Raw genomic sequence first — 23,169 nt, 5'->3', positions numbered from 1 at the left:
CCACAACTCCATGATCGACGCGGGCGGGCGGGCGGGCGGCGCGGGCGGGCGGGCGGCGCGGGCGGGTGGGGGCGCGGGCGGGTGGGGTGGGGCTAGTGCGACATCAGGGCATGGGCCTCGCGGATCTTGGCCCAGGACTTCGGCTCGGTCGGCGGGGCGGCCTTGCGGGCGGCGCCGGCCACGTCGGGGCGGCCGGCGGTGAAGAGCCAGGTGGTGAACAGGTCGTCCAGGTCCAGCCCGGAGATCCGCTCGGCGAGCGCCTGGAACTGCGCGACGGTGCCGTTGCCGTAGCGGTGCTCGGTGGCCCAGGCCGGCAGGATCTCGAAGAACGCGTCGTCGCCCACGGCCAGCCGGAGCTGGTGCAACGTCATCGCGCCCCGGTCGTAGACGGCGTCGTCGAAGATCCGGCCGGCGCCCGGGTCACCGGGCAGCACCTGCCAGAACTCGTCGTCGGCCGGGTAAGCGGCGTAGGTGAAGTCGAACACCTCCTGCGCGGTGCCCTCACCCTGCTCCTCCGACCACAGCCACTCGGCGTACGAGGCGAAACCCTCGTTGAGCCAGATGTGTCGCCACTCGGCCACCGAGACCGAGTCACCGAACCACTGGTGGGCGTTCTCGTGCACCACCACGTACGTGTTGGCGCCGCGCCGCCAGAAGCCCGGCCCGTACACCGGTCGGGTCTGCGTCTCCAGGGCGAAGCCGATGCCGTCGACCGGTCCGGCCACGCCACCCTGCGCCTCGAACGGGTACGGCCCGAAGATCCCGCTGCACCAGTCGACGATCTCGGCGGTCCGCTCGATGCTGGCCCGCGCTGCCGGCCCGAGGGCGCCCAGTGAGGTGCTGTACGCGTTGACGACCGGCTGGCCGCCCGGGGTGGTGTCGGTGACGATGTCGTACTGGCCGATGGCCAGGAAGGCCAGGTAGGTGGCCGTGGGGGAGGTGGTCCGCCAGATCCAGCGGGTGCGGTTGCCGGCCTCGGCCGCCGGTGGCCTCGGCTGCACGCCGTTGCTGATCACCTCGACCCCGGTGGGCACCGACACCGAGATGTCGAAGGTGGCCTTGTCCAGGGGGTGGTCGTTGCTGGGGAACCACCACCACGCCGCCTCGGGCTCGTTGACGGCGAGCGCGCCGTCGTCGGTCCGCGTCCAGCCGGTGTAGCCGCCGACCAGGGTCTCCGATGGGACGCCGGAGTAGCGCACCACGATGGTGAGCTGCTGCCCCCGGGTCACCGTGCGGGCCGGGGTGACCACCAACTCGTGGACGCCGGCGGTGCTGGTGGTCGCCGCCCAGCCGTTGACCCGGACCGACTCGACGTCGAGCAGGAAGTCCAGATTGAACGTCGAGAGGTCCTGGGTGGCGGTGGCGAGGATGGTGGTGGTGCCGGTGAGCAGGTCGGTGGCCGGGTCGTAGCGCAGCCGGACGTCGTAGTGCTCGACGTCGTAGCCGCCGTTGCCGTAGTCGGGGAAATAGGTGTCGCCCAGGCCGGACGCGCCGGGTTGCGGCGCGGCGGTGACGACCGGTCGGCCCCAGCCCGTCGGGGCCGCCTGGCCGGGGGTGCCGGCGAGCATGGTGCCGGCGGTGGTGAGGGTCAGGGCGGCGGTGGCCGCCGTGAGTGCTCGTCGCACGGGGTGGACTCCCTCCATCGGGGTGTTCGCCACGCCAACCTAATCGACAACTGTGAACGCCGTCGCCCGCGACACCGCCGATCGGCGTCGATCTCTGGTGTGTCTTGCTCGGCAAGGTCACACTGTGTGGATCGGAGGTGACGCGTGCGGCGGTCCGAGGTGCCCAAGCGGGAGTTGATCGGCCAACGGCAGGCCGCAGGTGGTCGGGAGCGGCTGCCTGCCGGCGGGTTGGAGTTCTTCACGTTGCTCGCCCGGCTGCTGCGGCGACCCCGCCGTGGCGACCGCCGGCTGCCGCTGCTGTGGCTGGTCCGCTCGGACACGTCGGACCTGATGACGCCGCTGCGCCGGTTCCTCGGTCAGGGCCCCCGGCGGCGGGTGCCGCACGCGGTGGTGGACGCCGACGTGCCGCCGGGCGCCGGGGACGTGTCGGCGCTGCTGCGTGAGCTGCACCGGCAGCTCTCCCTGGAGGCGTTCGGCGCCGCCCGGCTGCGCTTTCGGCACTACCCGCTCGCCGACTGGCTGATGCACCAGAGCCTCAGCTTCGGCGTCGACGCCGACGACAGCCGCGCGGCCCTGGTCCGCCGGCTGCGCGACCGCCGGGGCACACGTGCGCCGGAGGCGCCGCCCAGCGGCGGTGACGCGGTCAGCATCGTCTCGCAGGTGCTGCTCTGGCTGGTCCGCCGCGCGGTGCCGGGGGTGCTCTTCCGGGCCGCCGTCTCCGGCCGGGTGCCGGTGCTCGGGCGACACTACAACTGGTTCATGCGCCAGCAGTACCTCGCGCCCCGGCAGTCGGTCACGTTCCTCGGCTTCGCCGAGCGCCTCACCGCCGGGTGGCGGGACGGCGAGCAACCCGACCAGGTCAACAAGCTGCTGCTGCACGCGTTCCTGGAGGACCTGCGGCAGGCGTACCGGCGTCGGCCGTGGCGCCCGTCGGACTGGCGGCGCACCGCGTACCCGGTGCTGCTGATCGACCACGTCGCGCCCGACAACGTCGGCGGCGAACTGGTACGTCTGGTCGGCGACGTCCGCACCGAGACGGGCCGCAACGACCCGCTGCTGATCGTCGTGTCCGGCGGGCAACCGCCACCGGAACTGCCCGAGCCGCACCCGTTGACCGAGGCCGACGAGGCGTACGACGAGTGGGCCGAGGCGTTGCCGGAGATGCGGCGGCTGCGCCGCCAGGCCGCCTGGCTCGTGGCGTTGCGCCCCGACGACACCGACACCGGCCCACCGTCGCGGGGCGGCGTCCGGCCGTTCTCCGCGCCCGACCCGCCCTGGTGGTCGCGGCGTTTCCTGCCGGCGGCGCTCTGCCTGGTGCTGGTCGCGGCGCTGGGCGTCTGGGTGGGCAGCCGGTGGGGGCCGGGCTGCCACCCCTCGCTGACCGGCGGCCGGGTGTCGGTCGAAGTGGTCGCCCGCGACGAATGTATCGGCTACAGCGACAGCGCCGCGCAGGTGTTCAACAACGACCCCGGCCAGGACGGGCTGCGGACCATCCAGCGGCGGATCTTCGCGCAGAACCGCGCCGCCGAGGAGGTCTGGCAGCGCAGCGACCGACGCCGACCCTTCCTGACCCTGGTCTACCTGGGCACGCTGACCGGCAACCTGACCCGCGCCGACGAGGAGTCCTACGTCTCCGAGCGCGAGGAGCTCGAAGGCATGGCCACCGCCCAGTACGCGTTGCTGAAGGAGTCGGCCGGCGCCAACGGCGCGGCGCTGCTGCGCATCGTGGTGGCCAACGGCGGCCGGCAGATGATCTATGCGGACCGGGCCGTGGCGATGCTCGCCGAGCTGGCCGCGGACGACCCCACCGTGGTCGGGGTGGTCGGTCTGGTGGAGAGTCGGACGAGCACCGCCCGAGCGCTGCGCGAGTTGAACCGGGTCGGGCTGCCGGTGCTGGCGCCCACGCTCTCCGCCGACCGGATGGACGCGAACTCCCGCCTCTACCTGCAGATCTCCGCGCCCAACGCCGACCAGGTGGAGATGGTCGACGCGTACGCCCAACAGGTGCTGAAGGTCGACGAGGCGCACGTCTACTACACGACGCTGGAGGGCAGCACGCTCACCGAGGACCTGTACGTGGGTACGCTCGTCGACGGGCTCCGGCAACGGTTCGGTCCCCGGATGACGCGCCTCGAAAAGTGGAGCACCGGTGCCCGGCTGATCGACGAGTGCGGCTACCCCGGCCTGCTCTTCTACGCGGGCCGCTGGACGGAGTTCCACGGTTTCCTGCGGGCGTTGCGCGAGTGCGGCGGCAACCCGCCCCGGCACCTCGTCGCCGACGACTCGGTCAACCGCTACATGGCCAATCCCGGGCTGCGCGTCGCAGCCCCCAGCAACCTGCCCGTCACGTACGTCTCCAAAGCGGCCCTGGCCACCTGCGCCGCGTTGAGGGCCGCCCAGGACCGACGGGACGACGCGCGGGCCAGTTTCCTGGCCTGGATCCAGGCCGACGACCTGCTCGACCCGCCACGCTGCCGACCGGGCTCCGAGCACCAGGTCGGCGAGCGGGTCAGCCTCGCCTACGACGCGGCGATGATGATGATCCGCGCGGTGGAGAGCCTCGCCGCCCGGCTGCACCACGCCGACCCGCGCCAACGGTGGGAGCCGACCTCGGTCAACCCGGTCGCCGTGCACGCGGAGGTGCTCCGGCAGAACGCCAGCCAGGGTTACCCGGGGGTGGCCGGGCTGATCCGGTTCACCCCCGACTCGGGGGAGCCGGTCGACAAACGGCTGGCCCTGCTGCGGGTGGAGCAGGTGCCGGACGTGGTCACGGCGCCGGTGGAGGTGTTCCGCTGCGGGTTGGCCGACACCGCCGAGCCGGTGCCGTGCGGGCCCGCCTGACAGACCCGGCGTGACACGTCCTGGCAGGACTGTCCGGGTGCCACCGGTGTCCGTTAGGGTTCCTGGGACCAGGCGGCCGTCGGCGTTGGGGGCAGAGGGTGGGCAGGCTCGCGTCGGCGTACGGGCAGGCGGTCAACTCCCACCGGGCGGCCCGGGCGCATCTGGACAATGCCCGCAACGCGCTCGGCACGGCGACCGCCGCCGCCCCGGCCGGGGTCGACGACCTGGTGACCCGACTCGCCCGTCTCGGCAGCGCCCTGGCCACTCCCGCTCCGGGCGTCACGCCGCTGACCGACGAGCCGGCCGCGGTGCGCATCGGCGCGGCGTCCACCCCGGACGGTGACTTCCCGGTGCTCGTCCCGCTCGGCGGCGGTCACCACCTGGCCGTCGACACGGACGCCCGCGACCCACTGGTCGCCGGGCTGCTGCGGGCGTTGGTGCTGCGACTGGTCGCCACCGCACCACCGGGTCAGGTCCGGGTCGCCGGCATCGACACCGCCGCGCTGGGCGCCACCTTCGGCCCGTTGCGCCCCCTGCTCGACGCCGGGGTGCTCGACCCACCGGCCACCGGTGAAGCCGAGGTGACCGCGCTGCTCGACGCCGCGGAGCAGCACGCCCGGGCCGCGCAGCACGGTCAGCCCACCGCCCGGCACCTCCTGGTGGTGGTCGCCACCGCCGCACCACCGCCGCGCGAGCTGGCCCGGCTCGCCGCGCTCACCCACGCCGGTCCGGCCGCCGCCGTCTGCGTCCTGCTCACCGGCCACCCGTCCCGGCTGCCCGGCGAGACCCCACCGCCGCTGGGCGGCACCACCGCGATCCGGCTCGACCAGGGGTACGCGCACGTCGGCGACCCGCCCGGCACCCCGTTCAGCGCCGACGGCAGTGGGCTCGCCGCGCCCGTGCTGCTCGACGGTGACCCGCCGCCCGCCTCGGTACGCGCGCTCGCCGAGCACCTCGGGGCCGCCACCCGACGCGCCGACGCGCTGCCCTTCACCGACCTGCTGCCCGAGCGGCGGTGGGCCGAGTCCGCCGGCAACGGTCTGCGGACGGTGATCGGCCGGGCCGGCACCGCCGCGCTGACGCTCGCCTTCGACGACGCCACCCCGCACTGGCTGGTCGGCGGGCGCACCGGCGCGGGCAAGACCGTCTTCCTCCTCGACGTCCTCTACGGGCTGGCCGCCCGCTACTCGCCGGCCGAGTTGCAGCTCTACCTGCTCGACTTCAAGGAGGGCGTGAGCTTCACCGAGTTCGTGCCCACCGGCCGGGACCCGTCCTGGCTGCCGCACGCCCGAGCCGTCGGCATCGAATCCGACCGCGAGTACGGCCTCGCCGTCCTGCGGGAGCTGCGCCGGGAGGCGCAACGCCGGGCCACCGCGCTCAAGCGACACGGTGTCACCAAGCTCGCCGACCTACCCCGGGACAATCCGCTGCCCCGCATCGTGGCGGTCGTCGACGAGTTCCATGTGCTGCTCGCCGGTAACGACGCGTTGGCCCGCGAATCCGTGGACCTGCTGGAGGAGTTGGCCCGCAAGGGCCGCTCGTACGGCATCCACCTGGTGCTGGCCAGCCAGAGCATGACCGGCATCGAGGCCCTCTACGGTCGGGCCGAGGCGATCTTCGGGCAGTTCGCGTTGCGGGTGGCGTTGCCCGGCGGCGGTGGGGTGCTCGACCAGCTCAACGACTCCGCCTCGGCCCTGCCGATCGGCTCCGCCGTCATCAACACCGCAGCCGGCGCGGTCGGCGCCGACACCGTGCTGCGCTTCCCCGACGCGCACGCCGCCGCCGCGGACCTCGCCGCATTGCGCCACGAACTGTGGCAGGCCCGCCCACCGGGTTCGCGGGCACCGGCGGTCTTCAAGGGGTACGAGGCCGCACGCGTCGAGAACGACCCGACCTTCGCCGGGCTGCGTCCCGGTGGCCGCCGTCCGATGGCCCTGGTCGGCCGGACCGTCGACGTGCACGGCACCACCGCCCTGTTCCTGATGGACGCGACCCCCGGCCGGCACCTCGCCGTGGTGGGCACCGCGCCGACCGGCGCGGACGTGCTGCGTGCCGCGACGGTGAGCCTGGCCCGCCAACACGCTCCCGGTGACGCCCGCTTCCAGGTGGCCTCCCTGGTCACCGCCGCCGATCCGGTCGCCGACGACACCGAGGCGATCCTGCGGACGGCCGGTCACCGGGTGTCGCGCCTCGACGCGGCCGGGCTGCGCGACCGGATCGCCGCCCTGGCCGCCGAGCCCGACGGCCGCGAGTACCTGGTGGTGTTCGGCATGGACGCCGCCGCGCCGGTGCTCGGCGCGACCGACCCCGGCACATTCCGCTCCGGCCTGGACGACCTGCGCGCACTCCTGCGCCAGGGGCCCGGGCAGGGGGTGCACCTGCTCGGCTGGTGGCGCGGGCTGCGTCGCCTCGCCGACGACCTCGGCGGCACCCAGAACCGCGACGACGTCGCCTGCCTGGTCGCCCTCAACGTGCCCGGCGCCGAGTTGGCGCTGCACCTCGGGACACACGACCTCGCCTACACCCCCCGCGCCGACCGGGCACTGCTGATCGACCGGCACGACCAGCGCACCCGGCTGATCGTCCCGTTCGCCGGCGACGGGCACGAACCGGACGGGGAGCGGTGACAGTGTCCTTCGAGGAGTACGCCGCGCTGGCCCGACAGCTCTCCGAGCAGCGTCGTGCCGGTGAACAGCACGCCGCCACCGAGGCCGCGCGCCGCCGCGACCTGCACGCCGCCGTCGACTATCTCCAGCAGCGGCTGACCGCTCAGGGGCACCGCCTCGACCAGCTCGGCCGTGCGATCGGCGTGGACCAACCGCCACCCGGCGCACCGTCCGGCGTCGGGTCGGCCCCACCCCCACCCGGCGCACCGTCCAGCGTCCGGTCGGCCCCGTCCACCCCACCCGGAACCCGGGACGGGGGAGCCGCCGGCGCAGCCGGCGTGCCGGGGCGGCCGGGGGTCGGGGCGTACCCCGAGCTGCCGGCGGGGGAGGCGCGGCTGGCGTTGCCGACGGCGGTGAGCGCGGCGGGCGCCGGGGTGCCCACGCAGCGCGCGGCGGCGGTCGACCCGACGGTCGAGTTGGAGTTGGCCCGGCGGATGGCCGACGAGGCCGACCGGCACGGGCAGCAGGCCGAGGTGCTGGCCCAGCGACCGGCGCTGCTACCGACGTGGTCACCGTTGGCGCGGGCGGTCGCCGTCTACGCCGGATGCGGGGCCGCCGCCGGGGTGCTGGTGCTGGCCCTGGTGCTCGCCTCCGGGGTCGGTCTGGTCGACGGGTTCACGCTCGGCGCGTGGATCTGCGCGGGGCTTCCGGCGGTGGCGTTCTTCGGTGGGTACCTGGTGCTGGGCCGGTGGGGGAGGCCCGCGATGGTCGCCGGGGCCCCGCCGCGATATCTGCCGCTGGGATTCCTGATCTGTTTTCTGCTGGTGCCGACGGCCTACTGCGCTTATCTGCTGCTGGTTCGCGGCCTACGCTGAGCCCGGCCTCCTTTCCGACAATACGCGCCGCGTTCGAGTCAGCTAATTGACTCGAACGCGGCAGTTCTTCGGGTGTGGCCGATGGTGGGATAGTGTCCCGTCAGCCGCTTGAGGATCACGCGATGAATGAATGTGTGAATCATTCGGGTCGGGCCGACGATGCGCCGTTCCCGGCAGCGTCGATTTCGTGGAGGTGGTTCGGTGTTCCGTCGGACTGGAGCTGAGGCCGAAGCGAGCAGGCTGCGGTTGGCGCTGGCCGGGTTGATCGCCCTCGCGCTGATCGTGTCGGTCGGCTACATCGTCTGGCGAATCGTTGTGCCGCCCGGGCAGCGCGACGATAGCCGGACATCGTCCACGCCCGCCGTGGACGGTTGCGAGGGAGTCGTCGCCTCCGGCACGGGAGAGTGCCTCGGCCCGGTCACCGACGAGTCCAGGCTCGACGGCAGCATCCGTGACGTCGCCGGGAAGATCCTTGCCATGAACCGGGAGGTCGCAGGCCAGCCCCGGTACGTCCGGGTGGCGCTGCTGACGCCGTTGAGCGTCGCCCCGCCACCTGCCGAGTCGGCGATGTCCCTCGACCAGGTCAGGTTCAGCTTGCAGGGCGCGTACGTCGCCCTGCGGCGGGTCAACGCCTCGGCGGCCTTCGGCGACAAGAACGCCCCCGCCGTGCAACTCCTCCTGGTCAACCAGGGCAGCGGTCAGCCGTTCGACACGTCACTTGTGGAGCGGATCGAGAAGCTGGGCGACGCCGAACATCCGTTGGTGGCCGTCGTGGGTCTCGGCTCCAGCAAGCCGGGCACCGAGCAGATGGCTGAGGCGTTGTCGATCCGAGGCATCCCCATGGTCGGGGCCGTCACCTCCGCGACCACGCTCACCGCGGCCAGATTCTCCACGTTTCACAGCGTGTCCCCGAGTAACAGCGACTACGCGAACGCGATGAAGGACCTCCTGGACAAGAATGCCCGCACGCTTCCCCGTAACGGAATCGTCGTACGGGACGCCAACAACGACCCCTATTCACAGACGTTGGCGGACACCTATAACGACGTTTTGAAGGATTACATCAAGTTCTCTCCGCAGAACTTCCATGGCGGCACAGAACGCAACGCGGGCGCACCACGTGCCTTCGACGGCATCGTGCGGAGCCTGTGTACCGCGGTGAACCACAAGACGAAGAATCTCCAGATGGTGTTCTTCGCCGGCCGGGTCGCCGACTTTCCGAGCTTCGCGGAGATGTTGAAGGAACGGACCTGTGACGATGAGCCGCTGACCGTCATGGTCGGTGCCACCGGCTTTCAGCTCTCCAAGCAACAGGAGGCCATGCTCGACGAGGCGAACGTCTCGGTCATCTGGGTCTCCTCGGCGGACGCGCCGGCCTGGATCGAGAAGAGGAACGGCACGCCGGCAGGCTTCGCGGACTTCCTCAAGGTCTACCGTGACGAGGCGAAATACCCGGCCGACACACTGAACGACGGTTACGCGCTGATGTACCACGACGCGGTCGCGAGCGCCGTGCGAGCGATCCGGATGGCCGCCGAGCGCGTCGACATCCCGACGGCCGAGGGCGTGCAGACCCAGTTCGGCAACGTCGCACTCGCCTACGAGGTCAGCGGAGCGACCGGCACCCTGTCGTTCGGCGAACGGGCGGACATCGACGGTCGGGCCACCGGCAAGGCCGTGATGTACCGCCAGATCGGCAGCAAGGGTCCCCGACTGCCGGCCGACGTGCAGCCCTACCTCACCCGGTGACGCCGGAGCCGTCACCGGCGTCGGGCACCAGCCAGTGTCGGCTGCGCGGGTCCTCGTAGGCATCGACCCACTCGTTGGGCCGCCACAGCCGCACCCTGCGCATCCCGAGCTGCGGCTGGAACCCGAGCATGGTCAGCGCCAACCCCAGCTCCGCCGCCGCCAGCACGACCATCGCGCCGCCGACGGCCGGGCTCAGCACCCCGCGGCCGCGGGCCAGGTCCCACCCGACCGCGACGAGCGCCGCGACCGAGAGCACCGCCAGCATCGCGCCAGTCGCCCGTTCCGCCCGGTGCCGGTCGACCCGCTGCGCCCGGAACACCGGGACGACCGCCGAAGCGGACTGGTGACGCCGGTCCGCTTCGAGGCTCGCCCAACGGGCCGGGTCGGTGGCCTTGGCCGCCAGGAAGCGGTTGATGTCCGGCGCGGCCAGCCCGATCTCCTGAGCCCAACACAGCAGCGTCACCAGGTTCGACTGCCGGTCCAGCCCGCGCCGGAACGGGTACACCTGCTGCCGCAGGAGCGCGGTGGCGAACCTCGGGTGTGCGGCCGGTTGGCGCTGCAACGCCGCGAAACACGCCGGGTCGGTGGCGAGCCGGAGCAGTCGGTCGACCAGCGCCACGAGCGACTGGTCGTCGGCGGCGGCACCCTCGGCGGTACGGAGACACCGCCACAACGGTTCGACGAACCGCGGATCGTCCGGTACGACGGTGACCAGCCGGACGACCATGGAACGGCTGACCGAGCTCTCGCCCAGCCGTTCCACCAGCATCGTCATCACGTCGAGCAGCGTCTCGTGGGTGCCCCCGAGCGCGTCCGCCGCGTCCGCCCCGCCCGCGACCTTCGTCAACCAGGTGAACGCCTGGTCGCGTGCCGAGTCGCGGATCGCCGCCCGTGGGGACGCGGTGGCGCTCAGGACCGCCGCCAGGGCGGGGAGCATCACCGCGGGCGCCGGGTCACGCAGTGGTTCGGCCATCCGATCGAGTACGGCGAACCCGACCGGGTTGAGGCAGTCCGCCCCGGCCAGACAGGCGCAGGCGAGCACCGGGTCGATGTCGGCCAGTTCCCCGATGAAACCCGTGACGACCGACTGGTCCGCGACGGCCGTGTAGAAGAGCACCAGCCGACGCCACTCGCGCTCCATCACCCGCTCCCGCAGCAGCCGCAGGCCGTCGTCGCCCTGGCGGAGCAGTTCGGCGGCGACCAGGTGCTCCTGCAACGAGCGGTGCACGAACTCGTACTGCCCGTCGACGACCCGGCTGAGCAGCCCGGACCGGTCGATGATCTCGTCGACGAACTCGTCGGCCCGGCCGTCGATGTTCTGCCGTAGCCGGTCACCGGTCGCCGACCCGAACTCGACCAGCGCCAACCGGCTGAACGGCCCGAAGCCCTGCGGGCCGAGCGCCGCCCACAGTGCGAACTCCCGCAGCACCCGCAGCTTGTCGGCCTGGTCGAACTCGTTCACACCGGTGGTGAGGCCGTCGGCCCGGAAGCTGTGCCGGCCGAGCATCTCGTCGATCATCTCGTCGTACAGCCGGGCGGTGGAGTGCGCGATGGCGGGGAACTTGCGGCCCGCGTACAGGCCCACCGACATCGACAGGACCAGCGGATTGCGGTGCAGGCCCAACGTGCCCGAGGAGCGGAGTTGCTGCAGGAACCGCTGCGGCCCGTCGACGTCCGGGAAGCGGTCCGGGAAGGCCCGCAGGTAGGCGAGGATCTCGGTGTCCCGCAGCGGTGCCAGCGCGTAACTGCGGTGCGCGCCGAACCGCTCCGCCTGCCAGTCCTCGGCGATCCGCAGGAACGTGAGCCGCCGGCAGGTGATGACGATCCGGGCGTTGGCGGTCGGCAGCTCCGGTGTGTGGTCGTCGAGGAACCGGTACACCTCGTCCCGCACGGCCGCGTACGTCGTCGGCGTCACCTCGTCCAGCCCGTCGAGCAACACGACGCAACGCCGCTGCTGCAACACCTGGGCGAGGAACTGGTCGGCTTCCTCCCTGGTCATTGCGAGCCCCTTCTGCGACCGCAGCAGGGCGAGGATGTAGTCGGTGAGCGCCCCGGGTTGCACGACGCCACGCAGCAGCCGCACCGGCACCAGGAACGGCACCTCCCGGTCCCGACCCGTCCCGCTGCGACCGTCGATGCCGCCCAGCGCCGCGATCCCGAACGCCTTGAGCGTCGTCGTCTTGCCGGACCCGGCGTCACCGAGGAGCACGACGTGCCCGGTGCGATCGGCGATCCGCTCGGCCGCGTCGGCGGCGCGGTCCGGCTGCCCGTCCTCGGTGACGAACAGCGGCACCAGGGTCCGTTCGAGCCGCAGTGTCTCCGGTGCCGCCAGGTACGGGTTGTACACCCGGTACTCCTCGACGAACCACCGGCGGTACCGCTCCTCCGGAGCACCGCGTCGGAGCCGGCTCATCCGTCGAACCAGCCACCCGGACATCGCCACCGCGGCAAACCCGGCGCTGATGAGCACATTCGCCGACTCGATCCAGCCGAGCGCGTCCTTCAGCCACTCCCGCAGGTCCACGTACCAATGGTCCGTCATTGCGGTCACGAAGCGTGACGGCTTGGTCACGACTCGCCGGGTGGCTGTGTGGTTTCCCGGGAACCGCCGTCGGGGCTGCCGCACACCCGGGTGCCACAGCGTCCACATTGGTGCCGTAATCTCCCGCCCCGAGCGCCGTGGGTGCGCAGTCGTTCGCGAACGCGGGAGTCACGCCCCGACGCCTCGGTGAACGGCGGGTCGAAAGGTTGGGCAGGACAGTGCAGGGACAGGTGTCCACCACCGTCGAGGTGGAATCCTCTCGGGACGGTGCGGCAGTCGAGGCGGCCACGCCACGAGCCGATCAGGAGTCGGGGCTGACCGTCGTCGCGGCGTCGCAGCAGGCCGGTCCCGGGGCGGTGCTCGCGGGGTTCGGGCTGATCGCCGCCGGAGCTGTCGCCGCCTGGGCGATCTGGCGTAGCGGCATCTCCGCCGCGAAGATCCAGCCGAAGGACTCCACGGCTGTCTTCCTCACCCTCCTGGTGTTCGCCGCGGCTGTCGAACGGCTCCTGGAACCGTTCTCACGCTGGCTGCCCGGACGTGCCGCCGAGGCCGCGTTGGCACGAACGGTGGCCGAGGCGGACGCCCGGACCGACGGCCCGACCGACGCCGACCGCGAGGCGGTCGCCGCGGCCACCGCCACGGCGGCCCGGGCGAAGGCGAACCGCACGATCGTGGCGTGGGGTCTCGCGAGCGGGCTGGCCACCGTGGCGTCCAGCGCCGGCGGGTTCTACATCCTGCACGCCGTAGCGGGTGGCGACTGGAACGGGGTGGCGATCTGGATCGACGCCATCGTGACGGGTGTGATGGTCGGCAGCGGCACCAAGCCGTTGCACGACCTGATCAACCGAGCGCAGAACGGGCCGCCCTCAGCGGCGTGATCCACGCGGGTCCGCGGACGTCGGGGCGTCCTGGGGATGCCCCGACGTCGGCCATGTCGTGTCGATCATCCGGGCAGCCCGCTGCGGTAGCTGAGGCGTCCGGTGTCGCCGAACTCCTGGTCGGTGTCGGACAGGCCGAAGACGCGGCAGGCGCAGCCCTCGCCGGGTTGCTTCGCTGACGCTTCGGCGTAGTACCAGACCTGGCCCACCCGGGCGGTGAACGTGCGAGTGGTTCGCGGCGGCATCTCGACCGCCCGGTGTGGCCGGCACTCGGAGTCGAAGAGCCAGAGCACGTACGGCTCACTGAACGTCGAAACAGTGCCCCGTACCGGCTCTCCCCAGCGGTCCGCCGGAACGTCCCGCAGGAACAGCGCCGCCGCCTCCAGGCCCTTGAGCCGCACGACACACTCCCGGCCGACCTGGGTCTGCGGTGACGATGCCGGTGTGGGCGTGGGCGTGTCGCGGAAACCCCAACCGTCTCCGGTCGCGAGCAGGAGGGCCAGCAGCAGCACGAGACCACCACCCAGCCCGGCGGCGACAGCCGACCGACGTCGGCCGGCCGGTCTGCCGGGCGTACCCGCAGCTGTCACGTCGCCGCCCCCATCCCGCGCTGGCCATCGCTCGCGCCGTCCGCGGACTCTACGGCGCTTCCCGTCCCGGCACCGCCCCGTGAAGGCTTGGTGGAAGGTGTCGGCGGGGTCGGCATGTTCGTCGCCGAGCGGTGACCGCTCGCCCAGCCTGAAATCGGGGCGTCCACTCCAGATCTTGGACACTTTCCGTTCACGCGTAACGGAAACTGTCCAAGATCTACCCGTCGCCGTGCCCAGTCGACGTCTCGTCCGCGGTTTCCTTCAGCGAGGTGACGAATCAGCGAGCGGGCGGTCGCGCTGGGTGCGCGGATCTCGTACGCTCCCAGGTGGTCTCCGCCGGTGCGGTGGTGGAGGCGATGGTCGACCACGGGGAGGTGCGCGTGAGCGCAGCACAGATCATCGCGAGGTTGGCGGCGGCGTCGCAGAAGCTGGACGAGGCGAAGGCCAAGACCGCAGCGGCGGCGCAGGACGCAGCCGAGGCGCGGGCACTCGTCGCCGGTGCGCTGGAGGGTGTGGCTTCGGGTCCGCTGGTCGGGATGATCGACGCGTACCGCCAGGCGCTGGCGCAGGCGTCCCAGGGTGGCGACCCGGCCAAACAGCACGTCCAGGAGACGATCGCCAAGGTTCGAGCGCTGGGAAACTGACGTCGGGTGGTGGCAGCGCAACCCACCAACCACCCGCAGCAGCGAACGTCACCTTGCGGCCTGCGGTCCCGCGCTGGGAGGCGGCATCGGCCGACCGCGATGGACGACGCGAGTCACGGAGTCGAGAGCATCGGGAGGCGCCTCCGCCCACGCGGCGCAAGAAGGTCAGCCCAGAGGCGATTGCTGTTGGTGGCTCATCGGCGGCGACTGCATGGGCGAGCGTCTCGGAGTTTCTTCCAGCGCTGCCGAAGGCGGTAGCCGGCGTCGTACTCGGGGCGGTAGCCACCTGGGGATCCCTCAAGGCTTACAAGGCGAGATCGCACAACGACGGAGGTTCAGTTGAAGATCGATGAGCGAGTCGAGCAGCTCGTCCGCGACGCGTTGCACTGGGCCGTCAAGCGGCAGCCGGGCGAGTTCGACCAAGCACTGAAGACGTTCTCCGATGAGCCAACGCGGCGGTCGGCTATGGAACTGCTCGTCGCTATCTCAGCCTTCGTCAGTGCTGACATCTGCGGGGGAAGACCATCACCACAACAAGTACAGGAGTTGGCGGCCGAGGTTGCCGAGGCCGAGGCGTGGAGTTCCGTGACCGCTGGCGAAGTCGAAGCCTTCCTCAGTGCCGTGCTGACCGGCCGACAGCTGTCAGGAGTGCTACCAGCCGGCAGCGCAGTCATTCTTGCCTTCGTTGTGGCGGCGAGTCTCCTGTCGCTGCGTCCGAAGAGCGAGGGGGAGTGGTGGTTCAACTATCTGGACAAGGTGGAGGCGGCGATTGAGGCGGCCGGGTGATGAGCGCGCCTGATTCGGTTGCCCGGGACGGTGGGTACCTGGACGGTTTCCACATCGGCTACCTGCCGCCGGGCGTCGGTGACCTGGTCTCGGACTTCACCTCCGAGTGGGAGGACGTCAGCTTCGCCACTCGTGTCTGGGAGCGCCAGGTTGAGGATGGCCATCGGGTCGACCTGCGGGTGCACGTGCTCCGGGGTGCGCGGCTCGGAACCCTCGCCGAGCTACGCGACTTCCTGGCCGAGTATCACGAGCGTGATCCTGCGGAGTGGGCGTTGACCGAATTCCAGCATGTCGAGTGCTCTGGTCTCATCGGTGCCGCTGAGGCGTTCTGGCTGGCGGCGCCTGGTGTCGCCGTCGACGTGCTGGTCGACCAGGATCGCTTCAGCACGGACACCCTGCGGGCAGTCACCCGAGGGATCACCACGCCCGAGAGCCCACGGTGATCAGGTGATGAAAAGTAGGTCAGCGACGACCCCAGCACCTACTTCTCATCACCTGGTCACTGCGGCTTCGCCGACGTGCGCTCGATGATGACCAGGGGAATCTCCCGCTCGGTCCCCTTCTGGTAGCGCGCGTAGGTGGGGAAGACCTTCGTCATCACCGGCCACAGCCGGACGCGCTCCTCGGTGGTCGCCGTCCGGGCCCGGCCGACGAACCGTTCCGCGTCGACCTGGACCTCCACGGTCGGGTCGGCGCTCAGGTTCAGGTACCAGGCCGGGTGCTTGTCCGCGCCGCCGTTGGACGCCACCAGCAGGTGGTCGTCACCGTCGCGCCCGTACATCAGGGCCGTGCGGCGCAGCTTGCCCGATCGGCGTCCGCGGGTGGTGAGCAGCAGCGACGGTATGCCGTGGAACGTGCCGCCGTCCGCGCCGTCAGTCTGCACGTAGCGCCGAATGTGGCTGGCGACCCAGCCGACCGGGCTGTCCTCGACCGTCTCGTGCTGATCCTGCTCGGTCACGGCATTGCCTCCTCGAAGAGCGACAGGACGGTCAGCCGCGCGAGCGGGGCAGGCAGCACTTCTTGTACTTGGCGCCCGACCCGCACCAGCAGGGGTCGTTGCGGCCGGGTGGCCAGGCGGTCACGCCGGCCTCGTCGAGGCTGTCGGCGTACTCGTCGAGGGTTTCCTCGTCGATGGGGTCGACGCCAGCGACGGCCGCCAGACCCTCGACGGTGCCGGTGACCACGCCCAGGTCGGCGCCGCCCAGCCCGGAGGACTCGACGAAGGCGCGTTCGAGGTTGGCGCGGTGTTCGTCCCAGGTGGGCGGGTAGCTCTCGGCGAGCGCCGGCCAGCGCACCAGCAGCGCGTCGAACTCGGCCTTCGGCCAGAACAGCAGCGTCGCCGGGCCGTCGTCCAGGGCGTCGAGCGCGTGGTCGCTCGCGGCGCGCAGACGGTCGGCGAGGTTGTCGTACTCGTCGTGCGGCAGACCCAGGTCTTCGCGCAGGTCGTGCCGTTGCTGGGTCAGGCCGAAGATCATGGCAGCGGCCTCGTCCTGGGCGTCCTCGGACTCGTGCTGGTGGGTGCGGGTCCGTTCCAGGATCGCGTCGAGTGCCCCGGTCAGCCACTCCAGCGCCGTCTCGGTGTGGTCGGATTCGACCAACTCGTCGATCAGGTACGCGGCGTCGGGGTGGGTCTCCAGCAGCGGGCGTAGCGCGGTCAGCTCGGCCAGACCCTCGTCGGTACGGCCGAGGCGTAGCAGCAGGCCGCCGCGCACCGCCCGGGGGTACGCGTCCTCGTCGGGCTGTTCGGCGATGGCGCGGGTGGCCAGGGCGAGCGCGTCGGCGCGGTCGCCGGCCTGCTCCAGGATGTCCGCGGCGACCAGCAGGGCGAACCCGGTGTCGGCGGGGTCCGCGACCCGCCCCTCGTCGACGGCGCCCACCAGTTCGGCGACCAGCGCGGCCGGGTCGGGGCTCTTCGGGCCCAGGGCGCCGATCTGCTCGATGCGGTCGGCGGTCAACAGTTCCGGCATGGACACATCCTGACGACGGCTGGTGGGCGCAGGCGGCCAGCCTAGCTCCGACACACGCCGCACCCGACACACGCCGCACCCGACACACGCCGCACCCGGCGCTGCCGCACCCGGCGCTGCCGCACCCGGCGCTGCCGCACCCGGCGCTGCCGCACCCGGCGCTGCCGCACCCGGCGCTGCCGCACCCGACACACGCCGCACCCGGCGCTGCCGCACCCGGCGCTGCCGCACCCGGCGCTGCCGCACCCGGCGCTGCCGCACCCGGCGCCGGCCGGGACCGGCCGACCGGCGCCGGTCGTGTCGGCGGATCAGCGTTCGTCGATTAGCTGGACCTCCTCGGCGGTGGGGTCGATGGCCAGGGCGAACGCCGCCGTGCCGGCGGCGCTGCCCGGTGTCACCTTCCGCGCCGCCGCCAGCTGCTCGGCCGACTCCCACCGCCACACGCCCACCCACTGCCGCTCGTCGACGCGGCCGAGGCGGGCCTCGAGCGGGCCGCCGACGGCCTCCCGGGTGGCCGAGACGAGGTCGGCGTGGCGGGTGGGCACCTGCTCGGCGTGAGCGGGGTCGGCGGTGAAGCGTGTGATCACGAGCAGAGACATCGCTGTAGCTCCTCTCTAGAGTTGACTTCTAGTGACTTGTTCTAGAGATAATCTCTCGCATGAGCGATGTCAAGGGCTCGGGACTACGCAGCCAGAAGGCGCGACAAACCCGGCAGAAGATCCTGGCGGCCGCGCGGGAGTTGTTCGTCGAGCGCGGCTACGGCGCGACGAATCTTCAGGACGTGGCGGCGGCAGCCCAGGTGGCGGTGCAGACGATCTACTTCGCTTTCGGCAACAAGCGCACGCTGCTCAAAGAGCTGATCGATGTCACGGTGGCCGGGGACGACGAGCCGGTGGCCACCATGGACCGGCAGTGGTTCCGGGCCGCCATGGCCGCCGCGACGGCGCAGGAGCAGTTGCGCGCGCACGTCGACGGCACCACGGCGGTGCTGGACCGGGTGGCGCCGATCATGCGGATGCTCGATGCCGCCGTCGCGACGGACGCCGAGGTCGCCGCAATCTGGCCCCCGGAGATCGATCCTCGGTACGTGGTGCACGAGGCCGCCGCGACATCGCTGATGACCAAGCCGGGGGCGCGTACCGACGTGTCCGTCGCGCAGGCTGCCGACGTGCTCTACGCCCTGCTCGGCCCGGAGCTCTACCTGGTCCTGGTACGGGAGCGGGGGTGGTCGCCGCAGCGCTGGTCGGAGTGGGCTTTCGCCACCCTGCGCGCCCAGCTCTGCGTCACCTGACGCGCCGGAGCCCGGGACGGCTGACCGTCCCGGGCTCCGACCCGACCGACGAACCTCAGCGGGTCGCGGGCACGGTGGCGAACTCGCCGGCTAGCTCCGACTCGACGATCGTCGCGGTGGACGGCCCGCGACCGGCCGACGCCCGCCGGGCGGACGGGACGGCCAGGGCCGCGAGGGTGGCCGCGACGGCGATCGCGGTGAGGAGGAGAAACCCCATCGTGAAGTCGGCCTCCCGGGGCAGGCCGCTGGCCTGCGGGTGGGCGGTGATCACGCCACTGACCACGGCCGCGCCGATCGCGCCGCCGATGGTGCGGATGTTGGCGTTCATGCCGGTGGCCACGCCGGTCTGGCTGGCGGGCACGCTGGCGACGATCAGGTTGGCCATCGACGCGAAGGCCAGGCCGATGCCGAGACCGGCCAGGCCACCGGCGACGGCGACCTCCCACCGGGTGTCGTGGGCGGTGGCCAGCATCGCGGACGCGGCCACGTTGAACGCGGCACCGGACGCGAGCTGCGCCTTGGCGCTGAAGACGGCCTGGAGGCGGCCGGCGACGATGCCGGCGACGAACATCGCGACGAGCATCGGCAGCATGAGCAGACCGGCCTGGCTGATGCTGGCGCCGAAGCCGTAGCCGGCGGTGGCCGGGGTCTGCACGAACTGGGGGAGGAAGGCGTACACGGAGAACATCGACGCGCCGTAGAGCAGGGCGACCAGGTTGGTGGTCCACACGCCGGGCAGGCGCATCATCCGCATGTCGATCAGCGGGTTGGCCGAGCGCACCTCGGCGACCAGCCAGCCGGCCAGCAGCACCACGGCGAGCGCGAGCAGGCCGACCACCCGGGTGGAGGTCCAGCCCCAGGTCGCGCCCTGGCTGATCGGCAGTAGCAGCGCGACCAGCCAGCCGGAGAGCAGCACCGTGGCGCGCCAGTCGATGCGTCCGGGGGTGCGGACCGGCGACTCGGGAATGAACAGGTGGGCGGCGACGGCGGTCAGGCCCACCACGACCATCGGGATCCAGAACAGCCACCGGTAGTCCAGCGCGGCGACGATCGGGCCGGCCAGCACGATGCCCAGGCCACCGCCCGCCGCGACGATCGCCGAGATGGCGCCGACGGCCGAGGAGACCCGGGCGGCCGGGAACTCGTCCCGGATGATGCCGAACGACAGCGGGAAGACCGCGCCGCCGATGCCCTGCACGACGCGGGCGACGATGAGGACGCCGATGTTCGGGGCGATGGCGGCCACCAGGCAGCCGAGGGCGAGCGCGGCCAGCGAGGCGACGAGCATCCGCTCCTTGCCGACCATGTCGCCGACCCGTCCGAGGATCGGCGTGAAGATCGACGCCGAGAGCAGGTAGGCGGTGAGCACCCAGGTCACGGTGTTCTGGGAGGTGTGCAGGTCCTGCTGGATGGTCGGCAGCACCGGGGTGATCAGCGACTGGAGCATCGCGAAGAACCCGGCGCCGGCCGCGAGCACGGTGAAGGTGAGCCGACGCGAGCTGCGTCGGGAGGTCACTGCCACGAGAGAAGACTCCTGATAACGGTACGGAGGGAGGTGTGTCACCCGTCGTCTCTGGCGGGCGGGCATGTCGGGTCCGGGCGATCGGGGTGGCCAGGCGGCGATCGTGCGGGTCCCGAGGTAAGCTAACCGGAGGCAGGCCTCCGGCGATTCCGGAGGGGTGCCTCCACTAAGCTAGCGGAGGGATGCCTCCGGATGCAACCAGGTTGAGGTGACGCACGTCATGAGCAGCGCGGGGCAGGCGCCCGAGGTCTTCGCCCAACGGCCCAAGCGGGCCGATGCGCGGCGCAACTACGACTCCCTGATCGCCGCTGCCCGTGAGGCGTTCGCCGAGAACGGCGCCGCCGCCTCGTTGGAGGACGTGGCCCGGCGGGCCGGGGTGGGCATCGGCACGCTCTACCGCAACTTCCCCAGCCGACGGCACCTGTTCGAGGCGGTCTACGTCGAGGAGGTCCGGGCGTTGAGCCGCTCCGCCGAGGACCTGGCCGAGCTGGCACCCTGGGACGCGCTGGTCGCCTGGCTGCACCGCTTCGTCGCGTACGTCGCCACCAAGCGGGCGCTTGCCGAGCATCTGCTGCACGACTCCGAGATCTTCCAGAGCTGCCGGACGGAGATCTACGCCGCCGGTGAACCGCTCATGCGCCGGGCCCAGGCCGCCCACGCGGTCCGTGACGACATCGGCTTCGACGACGTGGTGCGGCTGATCAGTGGCCTCACCATGGCCCAGTTCCCGTCCCCCGAGCAGCGCGACCGGGTGCTCGGCGTGGCCCTGGACGGGCTGCGCCCGCCGGCCGCCCCGCGCTGACCGCCGCCCGGTCAGCTGTCGACCAGCAGTAGCCACTCGTCGTCGAGGCGTTCGGTCACCGTGCCCGCCGGCCAGCGGTGACCGGCGTCGACCATCGCCCGAGCCTGCTCCACCTGCGGTGGTCGGCTGAACTGCGCGTCACGGAAGCTCGCCATGCTGTGGAACCGGGCCCGGCCGAAGTTCGCGGCGTCGGCGAAGTGGGCCCTGTCGAACAGCGCCTCCGCGCCGAACACCGTCCAGCGGAACAGCGCCATGTTCGTGAAGCGGACGGAGTAGAAGGTCGCCGACCGGCCGAACTCGGTGTGCTCCATCGACAGGGCGCCCTCGAAGACGGCCTCCCGGAACGTGACGGCGTCCTCGAAGCGCGTCGCGTCGAAGCTGGTGGGCTGGCCGAAGGTCGTCCGGCGGAACGAGGTCTGGCCGGCGAAGGCGGCTCGCCGGCAGGACAGGCCACCGGTGAAGGCGGCCCCGTCGAAGCTGGCCTGGCCGACACCCCGAACGCCGTCGAGCACGACCTCGCCGTGGGCCGTGAGGCCCTCGAAGACCACGTCGTCGACGGTCGCCGCCCCGAGCAGGAGACGCCCTCGAGCCGTCGCGCCCGCGAAGGTGGTCGTGCCGGTGAACACCGCGCCGGTGAAGTTCGCGTCGACGAGGGTGCAGCCGGCGGCGTCGAAGTCGACCAACCGGGCGCCGACCAGGTCGAGCGTCAGCTCCGGCCAGTGGGCCGCGTCGTCCGCACGCAGGTGTCGGGTGAGCACGCGCTGCGCGGTGCGCCGGACCTCCGTCTCGCGCGGCTCGTCGTCGGGCGCGGGCATTCGCAGGTACGCGCAGAGCACCGCCGCGATCGTCGTGCGCTGCCCCGGATTGTCCTGGCCGAGGCGTTCCAGCGCGTGCAGGCCGCCGAGGCGTACCGCCGCGCTGTCGTTGCCGAGCAGTTCCACCGCCCGGGTGTAGAGCTCGGTCAGCCGCCGTTCCGCAGCGTCGTGCTCGGCGGCTGAGGACTGCCGGTCCTGGTGGCGCTGCGCGGCCTCGGCCACCGACTCGGCGTGCGCCTGGACCCGGTCGCGGTGGCTCTGATCCCGGGCGGCGACGCTCTCCTGGTGTCGCTGGGCGCGTTCGGTGATCCACTGCCGGCGGGCGGCCAGCAGCAGGGCGAGCCCCCCGCCGGTGCCGGCCACCACGGTCAGGCCGGTGCGGATCGCGTCGATGCGCAGCGTGGCCCGGGTGTCCGGCTGACCGGCCCGGTCCGCCTCGGTGAGGAGCAGGTCCAGCACCAGCCAGCCCAGGGTGGCGGCGATCAGCAGACCGACCAGGACCAGCCACCAGGGCATCACCCGGAGCCGGCGCTCGGCGGATTCGTCCGGGGCCACGGCCACAGCATGCCATTCGACGGCCCGACCCGGGGGTACGCACCAACCCGGCCGTCCGATGTGGAGAGCCCGGTGAATTGCCGGATTGCACCCACGGCGGAACAACGGGTTACCGGCGCGTAACAAGTCATTGACGTTGCCGAATCGTTGCGGGGATGATCGTCGCACTGTCGACCGGACACCCCCACCCACCTGCCCGGTTCGCCGGGTGCCTCCCCCCGGAGGTGCAGCCATGCTGCTCCGAAAGACCGTCCTCGTCGTATCCGTCGCCGTCGCCGCCCTGATCGCCTCCGCCGGCACGGCGACCGCCGCCCCCGCCGCCCCGGCCCCCGCCGCTTCGACCACTGCCGCCGCCAACCCCGTGATCGTGGTCGGCGGGCTCAGTGGCGTCGCCGTCGCGTACGAGCCGATCGCCGCCCGGCTGCGCGCCGACGGCTACCGCGCCTTCGTCTACCAACTGCCCGGGCTGGGCCTGGGCGACATCCCCACCTCCGCCCGCGCGTTCGCCACCTACGTCGACCAGGTGCGCGCCGGCACCGGCGCGTCGACGGTGGACGTCGTCGCCCACTCCGAAGGTGGCCTGGTCAGCCGCTACTACCTCAAGCGGCTCGGCGGCACGGCGGCCGTCGGCCGTTACGTCAGCCTGGGCACACCGCAGTACGGCACCTACGTCGCCAACATCGTGGCGTTCCTCGGACTCGGCAGCTGCGCCGGCATCGTGGCCTGCCAACAGATGACCATCGGCTCGGCCTTCCTCGCCGACCTCAACGCCGGGGACGACACCCCGGGCGCGGTGCGCTACACCACCATCCGCACGCTGCAGGACGAGCTGGTCCGGCCGACCGGCAACGCCGTCGTCAACGACGGGGCGACGAACGTGTTGATCCAGTCGTACTGCCCGCTGCGGGTGGTGGGGCACCTCGGCCTGGTGCTCGACGGCACGGCGTACAGCATCGTGCGTGGCGCCCTGGTCGACGGCCCGGTGCGGCCCAACTGCCTCGCGCTCTGACCTGGCCCGTGGGGGTGGTCCCGCCGGGACCACCCCCACAGTCGTGGACGGGTGACTGTCGGTTGCCCGACG

19 protein-coding genes are annotated in these 23,169 nt (G+C 72.1%); 11 read left to right on the top strand and 8 right to left on the bottom strand.

Annotated features, from left to right (window positions below; translation table 11 throughout):
• Nucleotides 1–92: 92 nt before the first annotated feature.
• Nucleotides 93–1,625, bottom strand: coding sequence for a M1 family metallopeptidase (locus O7616_RS27180; RefSeq protein WP_282304596.1), 1,533 nt, complete (start codon nt 1,623–1,625; stop codon nt 93–95).
• 144 nt (nt 1,626–1,769) lie between these two features.
• Here O7616_RS27180 and O7616_RS27175 point away from each other — a divergent pair, with 144 nt between their 5' ends.
• The 4 genes from O7616_RS27175 to O7616_RS27160 all read left to right on the top strand — a co-directional run bounded on the left by O7616_RS27175 (nt 1,770) and on the right by O7616_RS27160 (nt 9,696).
• Nucleotides 1,770–4,466, top strand: a complete 2,697-nt coding sequence (locus O7616_RS27175) for a hypothetical protein (RefSeq protein ID WP_282304595.1) — start codon at nt 1,770–1,772, stop codon at nt 4,464–4,466.
• Between the two features lie 98 nt (nt 4,467–4,564).
• Nucleotides 4,565–7,093 carry an FtsK/SpoIIIE domain-containing protein gene (locus tag O7616_RS27170; protein WP_282304594.1) on the top strand — a complete coding sequence of 843 codons (2,529 nt, stop codon included), beginning with the start codon at nt 4,565–4,567 and terminating at the stop codon, nt 7,091–7,093.
• A 2-nt stretch (nt 7,094–7,095) separates the two neighbouring features.
• A complete protein-coding gene (locus tag O7616_RS27165; protein ID WP_282304592.1) occupies nt 7,096–7,947 on the top strand; it encodes a hypothetical protein in 852 nt (283 codons plus the stop codon).
• A 201-nt stretch (nt 7,948–8,148) separates the two neighbouring features.
• Entirely contained in the window at nt 8,149–9,696 is a 1,548-nt protein-coding gene (locus O7616_RS27160) for a hypothetical protein (RefSeq protein WP_282304590.1), read from the top strand.
• Here O7616_RS27160 and O7616_RS27155 read toward each other — a convergent pair.
• Nucleotides 9,686–12,238, bottom strand: coding sequence for an NACHT domain-containing protein (locus O7616_RS27155; RefSeq protein ID WP_282304589.1), 2,553 nt, complete (start codon nt 12,236–12,238; stop codon nt 9,686–9,688). The genes O7616_RS27160 and O7616_RS27155 overlap by 11 nt on opposite strands.
• A 218-nt stretch (nt 12,239–12,456) precedes the next feature.
• On the opposite strand from O7616_RS27155, the gene O7616_RS27150 reads away from it, so the two are divergent.
• Nucleotides 12,457–13,116: a hypothetical protein gene (locus O7616_RS27150; RefSeq protein ID WP_282304588.1), complete on the top strand. Its 660-nt coding sequence runs from the start codon at nt 12,457–12,459 to the stop codon at nt 13,114–13,116.
• A 65-nt stretch (nt 13,117–13,181) separates the two neighbouring features.
• On the opposite strand, the gene O7616_RS27145 is transcribed toward O7616_RS27150, so the two are convergent.
• Nucleotides 13,182–13,706 carry a hypothetical protein gene (locus O7616_RS27145; RefSeq protein ID WP_282304587.1) on the bottom strand — a complete coding sequence of 175 codons (525 nt, stop codon included), beginning with the start codon at nt 13,704–13,706 and terminating at the stop codon, nt 13,182–13,184.
• 380 nt (nt 13,707–14,086) lie between these two features.
• Here O7616_RS27145 and O7616_RS27140 point away from each other — a divergent pair, with 380 nt between their 5' ends.
• The 3 genes from O7616_RS27140 to O7616_RS27130 all read left to right on the top strand — a co-directional run bounded on the left by O7616_RS27140 (nt 14,087) and on the right by O7616_RS27130 (nt 15,579).
• Nucleotides 14,087–14,350: a DUF6244 family protein gene (locus O7616_RS27140; RefSeq protein ID WP_282304586.1), complete on the top strand. Its 264-nt coding sequence runs from the start codon at nt 14,087–14,089 to the stop codon at nt 14,348–14,350.
• 339 nt (nt 14,351–14,689) lie between these two features.
• On the top strand, nt 14,690–15,136 hold the full coding sequence (locus O7616_RS27135; protein ID WP_282304585.1) for a hypothetical protein: 447 nt from the start codon (nt 14,690–14,692) through the stop codon (nt 15,134–15,136).
• Nucleotides 15,136–15,579, top strand: a complete 444-nt coding sequence (locus tag O7616_RS27130; RefSeq protein WP_282304584.1) for a hypothetical protein — start codon at nt 15,136–15,138, stop codon at nt 15,577–15,579. Before O7616_RS27135 ends, O7616_RS27130 begins: the two co-directional genes overlap by 1 nt.
• A 56-nt stretch (nt 15,580–15,635) precedes the next feature.
• On the opposite strand, the gene O7616_RS27125 is transcribed toward O7616_RS27130, so the two are convergent.
• The 3 genes from O7616_RS27125 to O7616_RS27115 all read right to left on the bottom strand — a co-directional run bounded on the left by O7616_RS27125 (nt 15,636) and on the right by O7616_RS27115 (nt 17,702).
• Nucleotides 15,636–16,094: a nitroreductase family deazaflavin-dependent oxidoreductase gene (locus O7616_RS27125; protein WP_282304583.1), complete on the bottom strand. Its 459-nt coding sequence runs from the start codon at nt 16,092–16,094 to the stop codon at nt 15,636–15,638.
• 31 nt (nt 16,095–16,125) lie between these two features.
• Nucleotides 16,126–17,103 (bottom strand): SEC-C domain-containing protein, encoded by a 978-nt coding sequence (locus O7616_RS27120; protein WP_282304582.1) that lies wholly within the window; start codon nt 17,101–17,103, stop codon nt 16,126–16,128.
• 308 nt (nt 17,104–17,411) lie between these two features.
• Nucleotides 17,412–17,702: an antibiotic biosynthesis monooxygenase gene (locus O7616_RS27115; protein WP_282304581.1), complete on the bottom strand. Its 291-nt coding sequence runs from the start codon at nt 17,700–17,702 to the stop codon at nt 17,412–17,414.
• 59 nt (nt 17,703–17,761) lie between these two features.
• On the opposite strand from O7616_RS27115, the gene O7616_RS27110 reads away from it, so the two are divergent.
• A complete protein-coding gene (locus tag O7616_RS27110; RefSeq protein ID WP_282304580.1) occupies nt 17,762–18,394 on the top strand; it encodes a TetR/AcrR family transcriptional regulator in 633 nt (210 codons plus the stop codon).
• A gap of 55 nt (nt 18,395–18,449) precedes the next feature.
• Here O7616_RS27110 and O7616_RS27105 read toward each other — a convergent pair whose 3' ends face one another.
• Entirely contained in the window at nt 18,450–19,916 is a 1,467-nt protein-coding gene (locus tag O7616_RS27105; RefSeq protein WP_282304579.1) for an MFS transporter, read from the bottom strand.
• A 220-nt stretch (nt 19,917–20,136) separates the two neighbouring features.
• On the opposite strand from O7616_RS27105, the gene O7616_RS27100 reads away from it, so the two are divergent.
• Complete coding sequence (locus O7616_RS27100) at nt 20,137–20,718, top strand: TetR/AcrR family transcriptional regulator (RefSeq protein WP_282304578.1); 582 nt, start codon at nt 20,137–20,139, stop codon at nt 20,716–20,718.
• Between the two features lie 11 nt (nt 20,719–20,729).
• Here the strand turns inward: O7616_RS27100 and O7616_RS27095 are convergent, their stop codons facing one another.
• A complete protein-coding gene (locus O7616_RS27095; RefSeq protein WP_282304577.1) occupies nt 20,730–22,088 on the bottom strand; it encodes a pentapeptide repeat-containing protein in 1,359 nt (452 codons plus the stop codon).
• 232 nt (nt 22,089–22,320) lie between these two features.
• Here O7616_RS27095 and O7616_RS27090 point away from each other — a divergent pair, with 232 nt between their 5' ends.
• Nucleotides 22,321–23,097 carry an alpha/beta fold hydrolase gene (locus O7616_RS27090; protein WP_282304575.1) on the top strand — a complete coding sequence of 259 codons (777 nt, stop codon included), beginning with the start codon at nt 22,321–22,323 and terminating at the stop codon, nt 23,095–23,097.
• Nucleotides 23,098–23,169: the final 72 nt, after the last annotated feature.

This window comes from Micromonospora sp. WMMD964 (genome assembly GCF_029581455.1).
Taxonomy (GTDB): Bacteria; Actinomycetota; Actinomycetes; order Mycobacteriales; family Micromonosporaceae; genus Micromonospora.
This window is presented reverse-complemented; position numbering and strand designations above follow the sequence as displayed.